This window comes from Nonomuraea basaltis, from assembly GCF_005893125.1.
GTDB lineage: Bacteria > Actinomycetota > Actinomycetes > Streptosporangiales > Streptosporangiaceae > Nonomuraea > Nonomuraea basaltis.
Genome location: NZ_VCJS01000109.1, coordinates 1 through 12,287 on the forward strand (window position 1 = coordinate 1; position 12,287 = coordinate 12,287).

Sequence of the window (12,287 nt, forward strand, 5' to 3'; positions counted from 1 at the left end):
GTCTTAGGGTCTCGTGGGCTCGGAGATGTGTATAAGAGGCAGCCGCGAGATCAGCCGGCCAGGCTGATCCCGAACTTGTCCAGCTGCTCCTTGTACTTCGCGGAGTCGCTCTGCAGGGCGCTGAGCACCTCCTGCGGGGCGACCTCCATCGGGGTGAGCGAGTTCTCCTCGTTGAACTTCTTGTACGCCTCCGTGGCGAACGTCTTCTTGGCGGCGTCCAGCAGCCGGGTCTTGACGTTCTCCGGCGTGCCCTTGGGCGCGGTCAGGAAACGGTACTGGGTCACGAGAACCTCGAAGCCCTGCTCCTTGGCCGTCTTCACGTCGGGCAGGAACGGGATGCGCTGCTCCGAGAACACCGCGAGCGGGACCAGCTTGCCCGCCTTGATGTTCTCGATCGCCTCGCCGATCTGCATGGTCGAGACGTCGACCTGGTTGCCGAGCAGCGCGGTCAGCGCGGGGGCGCCGCCGTCGAAGGGCACGGCGGTCGCCTCGATCCCGGCCGTCTTGAAGGTCAGCGCGGAGGCCAGCTGGGCGCCGGTGCCGACGCCGGTCGTGCCGTACCGGATGGTCTTGCCCGCCTTCTTCATGTCCTCGATGGAGGCGAAGCCGGACTTGGGGTTGGTCGCCATGACGTAGTCGTCGCGCGAGATCCCGGTGATGACCTCGAACGAGTCGATCTTCGTGGCCTCGGCGGGGGACACCGTGAGCGGCGTGATGGTGAAGAGCGAGGCGTTCTGGACGGCGATCTTGTAGCCGTCGGCCTTCGCGGACTGGAGCTCCTTGGCGTTGAGCGCGCCGTTGGCACCGGGCTTGTTGATGACCGGCGTGGAGACGCCGAGCTCCTTGCCCATGCCCTGGGCCAGCGCCCGGGTGATGAGGTCGGTCGAGCCGCCCGCGGACGCCCCCACACTGAACTCGATGTTGCCGGTCGGATACTCTCCGCTGCCGCCACCGGAGGAGGTCGTCTTGACCCCGCCGCACGCGGTCAGCGCGATCGCGGCGGCGGTGCCGAGGACACCCACAAGGATGCGGCGGGGGGTTGTCCGAGATGTCGGCATGGACTTCTCCTTCGTGCGGGGGTTCGCCGCGCGTGGTCTGCTGTGCCGCGGCGATCGGAGGGGCGATCGGAGTTACGTGAGGTTACGGCAGGGTTTCCGCTCTGTAGTCTCCGGAGACTAGGGACCAGCTTCGATGCCTGTCCAGGCTTAATTCGGTATCAAGTGATACTCTTTCCGCATCATGCTAACACTCGATCAGATCCGGGCATTCGTGGCGGTTGCTGAGGAGCTCCACTTCGGCCGCGCAGCTGATCGGCTCCGCATGACGCAGCCTCCGCTCAGCCGCCACATCCAGAAGCTCGAGCGCATGGTCGGCGTGACCCTCCTGGACCGCGACAACCGGCGCGTCGTCCTCACCGACGCCGGGCGGGCCTTCCTGGAGGACGCGCGGCGCATGCTCTCGCTCGTCGACACCGCGGGCGACCGGGCGCGCCGGATCGCGAGCGGCGCCGCAGGCACCGTACGCCTCGGCTTCACGGCGGTCTCGGCCATCAGCATGCTCGGCGCCCTGCTCAGGAGGCTCGCCGAGCAGCTGCCGGACATCGACGTCATCCTCCACGAGCGGGTGACCGCGGGGCAGGTCGACGGCCTGCTGCGCGGCGAGCTCGACCTGGGCCTCGCGCGCCCGCCCTTCGACATCGCCTCGCTCGACTCCCGGGTCGTCTTCCGCGAGCCGCTCTGCGTCATGGTCCCCGTCGGCCATCCGCTCGCCGGCCTCGACCGGGCGCTCGCCCCGGACGACTTCGACGGCCTGCCGGTGATCAGCTACAACCCGGTCCAGTCACGCTACTTCCACGAGCTCACCGTCCGGTTCCTCACCAACGCGCACCCCAGGATCGAGCAGCAGGTGCATCAGATCCTCACCGCCGCGCTCCTCGTGGCGGCCGGCCGGGGCGTGGCGCTGGCGCCGGCCAGCGCGCGATCGCTCGGCATCGACGGCATCGTCTTCTGCGACCTGGTCCGGGGCGGCGGCGACCCGCTGGACGGCGACGACGGCGCCAAGGGCGAGCCGGTCGAGCTGCACGTCATCTGGAATCGCGAGTCGACCAACCCCGCGCTCTGGCGGGTGCTCGACCTGCTTCCCGACCTCCAGATCGGCCGGTGATGCCCGGTCGGCATCACCGGATACAGAATTGCACTTGGACAGGAATCACCCCACCTCCATAGCCTGGCGACGTCAGACCTGACCGGCGGCGCGGGGGGATCCCACCGCCGCGTGTAAAGCAAAGGACCGTCCGCCATGCCTGATTTCTCGCCACAAGAGCTCGCCGCCCAGCTCAAAAGCGGCCTGTTGTCCTTCCCCGTCACCCATTTCACCGATGATCTGCGGTTCGACGAGGCGCGCTATCGGGAGCATCTCTCCTGGCTGAGCGAGTACCCGGTGGCCGGGCTGTTCGCCGCCGGTGGCACGGGTGAGGGCTTCTCGCTGACCCCCGCCGAGATCGACCAGGTGGTACGGGCGGCGGTCGGCGAGGTCGGCGGCAGGCTGCCGGTCGTGGCCCCCGCCACAGGCGGCACCGCCAACGCCGTCGCCCAGGCCCAGGCCGCCGAGGCCGCCGGAGCCGACGGCCTGCTCCTCATGCCGCCCTACCTCACCGAAGCCGGACAGGCTGGTCTGATCGAGCACGTCACCGCCGTCTGCCGGAGCACCGGCCTCGGCGTGATCGTCTACAGCCGTGCCAACGCGGTGCTGAACGACCGCTCCGTCGAGATCCTGGCCGACCGCAACGAGACCCTCGTCGGGTTCAAGGACGGCGTCGGCGACATCGAGAACCTCACCCGCATCTACGCCGGCGTCGGCGACCGCCTGGCCTACATCGGCGGCCTGCCCACCGCCGAGACGTTCGCCCTTCCGCTGCTCCAGCTCGGCATGAGCACGTACTCGTCGGCGATCTTCAACTTCGTCCCGCGGTTCGCGCTCGACTTCTACGCCGACGTCCGCGCCCAGAACAGGGACGCCGTCTACCGCCGCGTCCGCGAGTTCCTGATCCCGTACCTGGACATCCGCGACCGCATGAAGGGGTACGCCGTGTCGATCGTCAAGGCGGGCCTCACCGCCGTCGGGCGCCCGGCCGGACCGGTGCGGCCGCCGCTGCAGAACCTCACGGACGGCGAGCTCGCCGAGCTGACCGCCCTCATCAACAAGATCAGTTAGGGGCAGGGGCCGTGTCTCCCACCATCCAGCGCGTCGAGGTCGTCCCGGTGGCCGGGCACGACAGCATGCTGCTCAACCTCAGCGGCGCCCACGGACCGTTCTTCACCCGCAACGTCGTCATCACCACCGACTCCGACGGGCGCATCGGCCTCGGCGAGGTGCCCGGCGGCGAGGCGATCCGCCGGACCGTCGAGGAGGCGGGCGCGCTGCTGATCGGCGAGCCGGTGGCTCGCTACCGCAGCCTGCTGCGGTCGGTGGCGGCGCGGTTCGCCGACCGGGACGCCGGCGGTCGCGGCCTCCAGACGTACGACCTGCGCACCACCGTGCACGCCGTCACCGGCCTCGAGTCCACCCTGCTCGACCTGCACGGCCAGTATCTCGGCGTCCCCGTCGCCGAGCTGCTCGGCGACGGCCCGCAGCGCGACCGGGTGCCGATGCTGGGCTACCTCTTCTTCGTCGGAGACCCGGGTAAGACCGACCTCCCCTACCGCGTCGGCGACGCCGGCGAGGACAGCTGGTCGAAGCTGCGCCGCCAGGAGGCGCTCACGCCCGGCGCGGTGGTCGCGCTCGCCGAGGCGGCCGCCGAACGCTACGGCTTCGCCGACTTCAAGCTCAAGGGCGGCGTGCTGGCCGGCGAGGAGGAGGCGGAGACGGTCACGGCGCTGGCCCGCCGGTTCCCTGACGCACGGATCACTCTGGACCCCAACGGCGGCTGGCTGCTCGCCGACGCCGTCCGGCTGTGCCGCGGGCTCGGCGACGTCCTCGCCTACGCCGAGGACCCGTGCGGCGCCGAGGGCCGGTTCTCCGCCCGGGAGACGATGGCGGAGTTCAGGCGGGCCACCGGCCTGCGTACCGCCACGAACATGGTCGCCACGGACTGGCGCGAGCTGGCGCACGCCGTACGGGCCGCCGCCGTCGACATCCCGCTGGCCGACCCGCACTTCTGGACCATGGCCGGGTCGGTCCGCGTCGCCCAGCTCTGCCACGACTTCGGCCTGACGTGGGGCTCCCACTCCAACAACCACTTCGACATCTCCCTCGCCATGTTCACGCACGTCGGAGCGGCAGCCCCAGGCGAGATCACCGCGCTGGACACGCACTGGATCTGGCAGGACGGCCAGGCGCTCACGACCAGGCCGTTCCAGATCACCAACGGCGGCATCGACGTGCCCGCCACGCCCGGCCTCGGCGTCGAGCTCGACCGCGCGGCGCTCGACGCGGCCCACGAGCTCTACCTCGCACACGGCCTCGGCGCCCGTGACGACGCCGTCGCCATGCGGTACCTGGTGAAGGACTGGACGTTCGACCCGAAACGGCCCTGCCTCGTCCGCTGAGAAACCCGTCCCGGACATCACCTACTGTGGCTTCATGGGCATGGTCGGGACGGTCGGGCTTGTGTTGCATCCGCAGCGAGACTCCAAGAAGGCGATAGACACCATCCTGCGCTGGGCGGCAGGCAAGGGCGTCACCGTGCTCGGGCTCCATGAGGAGGTGGGGCGGATCGACTGCAGCGCCGTGGCGGTCGACGCCACCGCCCTCGTCGAGCGGGCCGACCTGCTGGTCGGGCTCGGCGGGGACGGGACGATGCTGCGCACCATGCGGCTGCTCGCCGGGCGGCCGACGCCCATCCTCGGGGTCAACCTCGGGCGGCTCGGGTTCCTCGCGGAGATCGACGTGGACGAGCTGGCCGACACGCTGTCGGCCATCGACGGCCACCGTTACACGATTGAGCCGCGCATGGCGATCAAGAGCCGGGTCGGGGACGTGGAGGTGACCGCGTTCAACGACATCGCGCTGGTCCGGATCCCCGGGGAAGGGCTGGCCGCGGTGTCCGTCACGGCGGCCGGCAGCGACTTCGTCAGGTTCGCCTCCGACGCTGTGATCGTGGCGACGTCCACCGGGTCCACCGCCTACAGCTTCTCCGCCGGAGGGCCCATCGTGTCGCCCCGGGTGGAGGCGGTCCTCGTCGTGCCCGCCGCGGCGCACTCCGCGTTCAACCGGGCCCTGGTGCTGCCCGCGGACGAGGAGGTGACGCTGCGGGTGCTGCCCACCAGCGGGCGGCTGGCGGTGGAGGTCGACGGGGCGGTGGTCGGGCACCTGTGCCCCGGCGACAGCGTCACGGTGACCGCGTGGCCGGGGGCGGCGAAGGTGGTACGGCTCGGCACCACGTTCTACGAGCGGGCGCGGCGGAAGCTGCGGGTGGACGGCAGCGCCGCGGTCGATTGAGCCCGCCGCTCCTCAGGTGCCCGCGCGGCGGTGGCGGGCGGACCGCTGCTCGGCGGGATCCCCCTGCGGGGCGCGGCCGGCGGGATCGCCTTGCGTGGCGCGGTCGGCGGGATGTGCGGTGGGGCCGTGGCCGATGCGCGCGGGACGTTCGGAGGGGCTGCTGGTGGCCGGGGTGAAGAAGCCGCCCTCTGGAGCCTCTGGAGCGGAGCGCTTCGGACGGCCGGCCGGGCCGGCGAAGAAGTCGTCGTCGTGACCATCGTCCGGGCGTGTGAAGAAGTCGTCGTCCGGGTCGTCCGGGCGGCTGAAGAAGCCGTCGCCGGCCGGCGACTCGGGGTCCTCGGCATGGCGGGCGCGCCGGGAGGCGGTCAGGGCCGCCAGCGCGGTGGTGATGGGCACGGCCGAGATCAGGCCGAGCGTGCCGGCGACGCTGCGGACGATCTCCTGGGCGATGACCGGCGTCGTCAGCACATGCCCGAGGGGCTGCTCGCCGATGCTGAACAGCAGCAGCAACGGCAGCGACGCCCCCGCGTACGCCAGGATGATCGTGTTGATCACCGAGGCGATGTGCGCCCGGCCGATCCGGCCGGCCGCCCGGTAGAGGCGGGTGAACCCGTACGTCGGGTTGGCCTGCGCCAGCTCGGCCACCGTCACCGCCTGCGTGACCGTGACGTCGTCGAGCACCCCCAGCGCGCCGATGATGATTCCGGCCAGCAGCAGCCCCCGCGTGTCGATCGGCAGGCTCATGCCCAGGGTCAGCGCGGCGTCGTCGGTGATGCCGTTGAGCTCGGCGATCTCCAGCGCGCCGTACGACAGCGCGCCGGTGAGCGCGAGGCTCGCGAGCGTGCCCAGCACGGCCATCGACGTGGACGGCGAGAAGCCGTGCGTCAGGTAGAGCACGGTCAGCATGATCGCAGCCGCCCCGACGATGGCCACCAGCATGGGCGGCTTGCCCTCGAGGATCCCGGGGATGACGAAGGTCAGCAACAGCACGAACGTGATCGCCAGCCCCACGAGCGCGGTCACGCCGCGCCAGCGGCCGAAGGCGATCACCGCCAGCGCGAACGCCGCCCCGAACAGCCCCAGCGGCACGGCCCGGTCGTGGTCGGAGATCTGGTAGCCGCCGTCCGCGTCGCGCAGCAGGATCACGTCGTCGCCCGCGGCGAAGCGCTGCGCCCCCGGACCGCTCGGCAGGCGGAGCGCGACGTCTTTGTTCACGTCCGGGCCCTCGCCTACCTTGACCGTGGCGTTCCCGCAGGTGGCCGGGTCCGGCTGGGGCGCGCCCTCGGAGGCGGCGGGGCAGGGCTTGAGCGTGACACTGGTGACCGTGCCCGTGAGCCGTTCGACGCCGGCCTGCGGCGGGGCGGCGTTCTGCCCGCCGTCCGGCCAGAGCCACAGCAGGCCCGCCAGCGTGACGATCGCCAGCGGGACCAGCACGGCCAGACTGGCCATGAGCGTGCGCCGCGAGCTCGGGACGGCGGTGCCATGCGCGTGATTGGCGCCCATCGACGTGAAGGTCCTCCTCGAGTGACGAATAGTGACAGTACTGCACGGCGGAGGTCAGGGTAGGCGTAAAGCATGGCATGGCTGGTCGGCACCTCAGGGTGGCAGTACAAGGACTGGCGGGGAGTGCTGTATCCGGAGGGGGTGCCGCAGCGGCTCTGGCTGGAGGTGTACGCGCGGGAGTTCCCGACCGTGGAGAGCAACAACGCCTTCTACCGGCTGCCCAAGCCCGAGACGTTCGCCGCCTGGCGGGAGCGCACGCCGGACGGGTTCGTGATCGCCGTCAAGGCCAGCAGGTTCCTCACCCACATCAAGCGGCTGGCCGATCCCGAGGAGCCGGTCGAGCGGCTGATGGGCGCGGCCGCGGCGCTGAAGGAGAAGCTGGGCCCGATCCTGCTGCAGCTCCCGCCGACGCTCAGGGCCGAGCCCGGCAGGCTCGACAGGTGCCTGGCATGCTTCCCGCGCGACGTGCGGGTGGCCGTGGAGCCGCGGCACGTGTCCTGGTGGACCGACGAGGTGCGCGACATCATGCGAGCCCACGGCGCCGCCCTGTGCTGGCCGGACCGGCTGGGCCGGCCGCAGAGCCCGCTCTGGCGCACCGCCGAGTGGGGGTACGTGCGCATGCACCAGGGCCGGGCCGGCGTCGAGTACGGCGACACCTCCCTGCGGACCTGGGCCGGCCGGGTGCGCGAGGCCGGCTGGGAAGACGCCTACGTGTACTTCAACAACGACCTGGGAGGCGCGGCCGTGCGCAACGCGCGACGATTTGCCAGACTTCGCTAGTGCACACACGGCTGTACAGAAACGGCGCCCTCGTGAAGGAGGGCTTCCCTATCGAGGACGTCTCCGATTACGTGGACGACCCCGGCAACACGGTCTGGTTCGACCTGTGCTCGCCGGCGCCCCAGGATCTCGGCGTCATCGGGGACGAGCTGGGGCTGCACGAGCTGGCCGTCGAGGACGTCCTCACCGACCACCAGCGCCCTAAGGTGGACATTTACGACAACCACCTGTTCATCACCGTGTACGGCGTGCACTTCGACCAGGACCGGCTCGACCCCGTCGAGGTGAACATCTTCGTCACCGCCAACGCCCTGGTCACCGTCCGCGAGAACGACCACTTCGACATCCGCGAGGTGGTCGGGCGCTGGGACGCCGCCTCCCGCCTGGCCGGGCACGGCGTGACGTTCCTGCTGCACGGCCTGCTCGACTACGTGGTCGACAGCCAGTTCGACCTGGTCCAGGACCTCGACGAGCAGGCCGAGGCCCTGGAGGAGTCGCTGTTCGAGGAGGACGTGCACGACGCCAGGGAGCTGCAGCGCGCCATGTACGAGCTGCGCAAGAACACCACCAGGCTCCGCAAGATCGCGATGCCGATGCGCGAGGTGATCGGCACCCTGCTCCGCCGAGACCAGGATCTCATCGCCGATCCCGTGATGGCCCCGTACTACGAGGACGTCCGCGACCACGTGCTGCGCACGACGGAATGGGTGGACTCGATCCGCGACATGCTCGCGAACGTCCGCGAGACCCGCCTCGCCCAACAGGGTTTCCGGCTCAACGAGATCATGAAGCGAGTCACCAGCTGGGCCGCGATCATCGCGGTGCCCACCGCGATCACCGGCTTCTACGGGCAGAACGTCCCCTACCCCGGCGAGGGGCAGTCGTGGGGCTTCTGGATGTCCATGGTGCTCGTGGCGGTGGCGTCGGCGCTGCTCTACTCGGTGTTCAAGAAGAAGGACTGGCTGTAGGCGCAGACTCCGCAGCCTGCGATGGACCGCTGAACGCGGCCCCATCGTAGGCGCAGACTCCGCTGCCTGCGATGGACCGCTGAACGCGGCCCCATCGTAGGCGCAGACTCCGCTGCCTGCGATGGACCGCTGAACGCGGCCCCATCGTAGGGCGGGCGGCAGGGCTCGCCCCGGCCGTCCAGCGTCAGCTCCACCGCCACCCGTACCTCGGCGGCGCCCGAGTCGGGGTAGAGCGGCAGGCAGCGGCCGCCCGCCACCAGCGTCCTGCGGCCGATCGAGGTGGTGAGCAGCGACAGCTCGTCGTACGTGGCGGGCGTGGCCAGCAGCAGCAGCCACGCGCCCGCCTCCGTCCGGCTCCGCGTGCCCTCCAGCGCGTAGTAGTCGAGGACGTTCTCGCTGGCCGAGACGACCGCCCGCATGGTGAAACGACGCCCCTCGACCGTGAACACCTCCGCCGAGGGCGCCTTGTAGATCGAATGCACGTACCCGATCGCGAAGCCGCCGGAGATCGGCAGGCCGTTCACGGTGAGGCGCCCGGCGCCGCCGCCGGAGCCGAGCGCCATCACCGCCGCGATCGCCAGGAGGAGTCTGATCAGGCCTTTTCCTTGAAGTAGCGGGCGGCGCCCGGGTGCAGCTCGACCGGGGCCACCTGCTGGCCCAGCGTCAGGTCGAGCTTCTTCGCCTCCGGGTGCACGGCCGACAGCTCGGCCTTCTTCTCGAACAGGGTCTTGGTGATGTCGTACGCGAGCTGCTCGCTCATCTTGTCGGGCACCAGCAGCACGTTGGCGACGCCGACGGTCTTGACCGTGCCGTCCAGCTTGTAGGTGGACATGTCGACGTCGAGCCCGACGTACTGCTCCCCGAACGTCGTGCGCATCTTCTCCAGCACGTCCGCGGTGTCGAGCAGCTTCATGTCCGGCTTGCTCGTGGCCAGGTCGGTGATGCCCGCCGTGGGCAGCCCGCCGACCCAGAAGAACGCGTCGATCGTGCCGTCCTTGGCGGCCTGCACCGACTCGTTGATCGACAGCTGCTGCTTGGTGATGTCGGTGTCGGGGTTCAGGCCGGCCGCCTCCAGCATGCGCCTGGCCACGACCTGGGTGCCGGAGTTGGCCGGGCCGAGCGAGACGCGCTTTCCCTTCAGGTCGGCCACCTTGGTCGCGGTGACGCCGGGGGCGACCACGACGTGCGTGTAGTTGTCGTAGATGCGGGCGATCGCCTTGACCGGCTGCTTAGCGGTGAAGGTGTCCTTGCCGTTGACGGCGTCGGCCGCGGTGTCGACCTGGGAGAAGCCGATGTCGGCCTTGCCGCTCGCCAGCAGCTTGATGTTCTCCACGGAGGCCGAGGTGACCGACGCGGTGGCCTGGGTGTTGGCGATGTTCGCCGACAGCTGCTTGGCCAGGCCGCCGCCGTACACGTAGTAGACGCCCGTCGTGCCGCCCGTGGCGATCGACAGCCGGTTGCCCGATCCGCCCCCGCCTCCGCCTCCGCCGCAGCCCGCCACGGTCAGGACGGTTGCGGCGATTATCGCAAAGATCCGCTTCACGCTGGGTCCCTTCTCCTTCTTCTGACGAGGTGCACGGCACCGGCCACGGCCAGCATGGCCAGGCCCGCGACGATGGGGAGGGGCTCGAGGAACAGCAGCAGCACCGCGGCCACCGCCGCCAGCAGCCGCTCCGGCCAGCCGGACAGACCGCCCGTGGCCATGGCGAGGGCGGCCACCGCGACCGCCGAGACCGCGCCCATCAGCAGCACGGTCCCGATCGGGCCCTGCCCGAGCAGGGCCTGCCCGTTCGGCGTCAGCACGAACGCGAACGGCACCAGGAACGCCGGCAGCGTGTACCGCCAGGTCATCATCATCGTCTTGTACGTGTTCCCACCGGTGATCGCGGCCGCCGCGACCGCGGACAGCGCCGTTGGCGGGCTCACCTCCGACAGCACCGCGTAGTAGAAGACGAACATGTACGCCTCGGCCTGCGCGACCCCGAGAGAGGTGAGCGCCGGACCGATGATCACGGCGGCGATGATGAAGCTGGCGGTCACCGGCACGGCCAGGCCCAGCAGCATGACCGCGAGACCGGCCATGACCGTGGTCAGGATCAGGTTGCCGGCGGCGAAGTCCACGATGATCGCGCTGAGGTTCAGCCCGAGGCCCGTCTGGGTGATGACGCCGACGATGATGCCCGCCGCCGCGCACACCGCGGTCACCGGCAGCACCTCCAGCGTGCCCTTGGCCAGCGCCTGCCCGACGCGTTTGGGGCCCATCCGGTTCTTCGGGTCGAGGAACGACAGCCCGAACGCGACGGCGGTGGCGATCACCACGGACTGGAACGCCGACCGGTCCATCGCCATCAGCACGACGATGAGGATGAGCGAGCTGAAGTGGTAGCCGAAGCGCAGCAGCAGCCGGCTCGCCTTGGGCGCGTCCACCGGCACGGCGCGGGTGCCGAAGCGGCGCGAGTCGACCTCGATGGCCAGGAAGATGCCCAGGTAGTACAGGATCGTGGGGATCGTCGCGTACAGGAGCACCTGGAGGTAGCTGACCCTGAGGTACTCGGCGATGATGAACGCCGCGGCGCCCAGCGTGGGCGGGGACAGGATCGCGCCGATGCCGCCGGCCGCCAGGATGCCGCCCGCCGCCTCCCTCGGGTAGCCGGCCCGCCGCAGCACCGGCCAGGCCACGCTGCCCAGGCTGACGGTGGTGGCCACGCCCGAGCCGGACACGGTGCCGAGCAGGAAGCCGGCCGTGGTGACGGTACGGCCGGGGGCGGAGCGGGAGTTGCGGAAGGCGGCGAAGCTCAGGTCGATGAAGAACCGGCTCGCGCCCGAGAAGTCCAGCACCGCGCCGTAGATCGTGAACAGGATGATGTAGCTCGCGGCCACCTGCATCGGGACGCCGAAGAAGCCCTCGGTGCCGGTGTAGAGCTGCGACACGATCTGACCGAGGTCGAAACCGCGATGCCCGATCGTCCAGTCAATCGGCAAATATGAGCCGTAATAGGCATAAATCAGGAAAAGCAGGCAGATGATGGTCAGAGCCCAGCCGACGGTCCGCCGTACCGCCTCCAGCAGCAGCACCGTCAGCGCCAGCCCCGCCACGATGTCCAGGTCCGTCAGCGCGGCGCCCGAGCCTCGGTCGCGGAACGCGTCCATGTCGAGCAGCGGGTAGACCAGCACGGCCAGCGCGGCGGCGGCCAGCAGCCAGTCGGCGACGCTCGGCCACTCGGGGCGGCGCGTCCCCTCAGGATGCGCCACCGCCCGCGCCACGCCCTCCAGCGGGTCGGCCTGGCTGCCCGGGGGCGCGGCCGGGGTGTCCCCGGCGGGACGGCGCCGCAGCAGCCGGTTCAGCCACGACGACATCCCTGAGCGGTAGCACAGGAAGACCAGCGGCAGCGCCACCGCCAGGAACGTCATCCGATGTTCGAGAGCCTCGACCGGCCGGAACACCACCGCCAGCGAATAGACCGACAGCAGCCCGCCGACGATCCACACGCCGAGCCGGAGCGCCCCGCCGAGCTGCCGTGCCGGTCGTTCCTGTTCGTGGGCGGAGACCAGTTCGGCCTGACGATCGCTCAGCTCGGTCAAGTGTCCTCCCCGACA

11 protein-coding genes are annotated in these 12,287 nt (G+C 70.5%); 6 read left to right on the forward strand and 5 right to left on the reverse strand.

Translation table 11 applies throughout. From position 1 onward, the window contains the following. Positions 1-50: 50 nt before the first annotated feature. Complete coding sequence (locus tag EJK15_RS38775) at positions 51-1,058, reverse strand: Bug family tripartite tricarboxylate transporter substrate binding protein (RefSeq protein WP_138715458.1); 1,008 nt, start codon at positions 1,056-1,058, stop codon at positions 51-53. Positions 1,059-1,239: 181 nt separating this feature from the next. On the opposite strand from EJK15_RS38775, the gene EJK15_RS38780 reads away from it, so the two are divergent. From EJK15_RS38780 to EJK15_RS38795, 4 genes are all read left to right on the forward strand, one after another. Next, the gene (locus EJK15_RS38780; protein WP_138715459.1) at positions 1,240-2,163 is read left to right on the forward strand and encodes a LysR family transcriptional regulator; all 924 of its coding nucleotides are present in this window, start codon (positions 1,240-1,242) and stop codon (positions 2,161-2,163) included. Between the two features lie 135 nt (positions 2,164-2,298). Next, positions 2,299-3,213 (forward strand): 5-dehydro-4-deoxyglucarate dehydratase, encoded by a 915-nt coding sequence (gene kdgD / locus EJK15_RS38785; RefSeq protein ID WP_138715460.1) that lies wholly within the window; start codon positions 2,299-2,301, stop codon positions 3,211-3,213. Between the two features lie 11 nt (positions 3,214-3,224). Then, the gene (locus EJK15_RS38790; protein ID WP_240777484.1) at positions 3,225-4,547 is read left to right on the forward strand and encodes an enolase C-terminal domain-like protein; all 1,323 of its coding nucleotides are present in this window, start codon (positions 3,225-3,227) and stop codon (positions 4,545-4,547) included. A 34-nt stretch (positions 4,548-4,581) separates the two neighbouring features. Beyond that, positions 4,582-5,439: an NAD(+)/NADH kinase gene (locus EJK15_RS38795; protein ID WP_138715461.1), complete on the forward strand. Its 858-nt coding sequence runs from the start codon at positions 4,582-4,584 to the stop codon at positions 5,437-5,439. Between the two features lie 12 nt (positions 5,440-5,451). Here EJK15_RS38795 and EJK15_RS38800 read toward each other — a convergent pair whose 3' ends face one another. Then, on the reverse strand, positions 5,452-6,942 hold the full coding sequence (locus EJK15_RS38800; RefSeq protein WP_138715462.1) for a YibE/F family protein: 1,491 nt from the start codon (positions 6,940-6,942) through the stop codon (positions 5,452-5,454). A 72-nt stretch (positions 6,943-7,014) separates the two neighbouring features. On the opposite strand from EJK15_RS38800, the gene EJK15_RS38805 reads away from it, so the two are divergent. Both EJK15_RS38805 and EJK15_RS38810 read left to right on the forward strand, forming a co-directional pair. After that, the gene (locus EJK15_RS38805) at positions 7,015-7,722 is read left to right on the forward strand and encodes a DUF72 domain-containing protein (protein WP_138715463.1); all 708 of its coding nucleotides are present in this window, start codon (positions 7,015-7,017) and stop codon (positions 7,720-7,722) included. Continuing rightward, complete coding sequence (locus EJK15_RS38810; protein ID WP_240777485.1) at positions 7,722-8,690, forward strand: magnesium transporter CorA family protein; 969 nt, start codon at positions 7,722-7,724, stop codon at positions 8,688-8,690. The genes EJK15_RS38805 and EJK15_RS38810 overlap by 1 nt, the downstream gene beginning before the upstream one ends. On the opposite strand, the gene EJK15_RS38815 is transcribed toward EJK15_RS38810, so the two are convergent. From EJK15_RS38815 to EJK15_RS38825, 3 genes are read right to left on the reverse strand one after another with little or no spacing between them, the layout of a single operon-like run. Continuing rightward, the gene (locus tag EJK15_RS38815) at positions 8,657-9,253 is read right to left on the reverse strand and encodes a DUF1850 domain-containing protein (protein ID WP_138715464.1); all 597 of its coding nucleotides are present in this window, start codon (positions 9,251-9,253) and stop codon (positions 8,657-8,659) included. The two genes, EJK15_RS38810 and EJK15_RS38815, sit on opposite strands and share 34 nt — an antisense overlap. A 29-nt stretch (positions 9,254-9,282) precedes the next feature. Then, entirely contained in the window at positions 9,283-10,233 is a 951-nt protein-coding gene (locus EJK15_RS38820; protein ID WP_138715465.1) for a TAXI family TRAP transporter solute-binding subunit, read from the reverse strand. Beyond that, on the reverse strand, positions 10,230-12,272 hold the full coding sequence (locus EJK15_RS38825; RefSeq protein ID WP_206061371.1) for a TRAP transporter permease: 2,043 nt from the start codon (positions 12,270-12,272) through the stop codon (positions 10,230-10,232). The genes EJK15_RS38820 and EJK15_RS38825 overlap by 4 nt, the downstream gene beginning before the upstream one ends. Positions 12,273-12,287 lie beyond the last annotated feature (15 nt).

Coding starts and splice junctions, on each gene's coding strand:
- EJK15_RS38775 (WP_138715458.1), bottom strand. CDS start 1,058: ATGCCGACATCTCGGACAACCCCCCGCCGCATCCTTGTGGGTGTCCTC.
- EJK15_RS38780 (WP_138715459.1), top strand. CDS start 1,240: ATGCTAACACTCGATCAGATCCGGGCATTCGTGGCGGTTGCTGAGGAG.
- kdgD (WP_138715460.1), top strand. CDS start 2,299: ATGCCTGATTTCTCGCCACAAGAGCTCGCCGCCCAGCTCAAAAGCGGC.
- EJK15_RS38795 (WP_138715461.1), top strand. CDS start 4,582: ATGGGCATGGTCGGGACGGTCGGGCTTGTGTTGCATCCGCAGCGAGAC.
- EJK15_RS38800 (WP_138715462.1), bottom strand. CDS start 6,942: ATGGGCGCCAATCACGCGCATGGCACCGCCGTCCCGAGCTCGCGGCGC.
- EJK15_RS38805 (WP_138715463.1), top strand. CDS start 7,015: ATGGCATGGCTGGTCGGCACCTCAGGGTGGCAGTACAAGGACTGGCGG.
- EJK15_RS38815 (WP_138715464.1), bottom strand. CDS start 9,253: ATGGCGCTCGGCTCCGGCGGCGGCGCCGGGCGCCTCACCGTGAACGGC.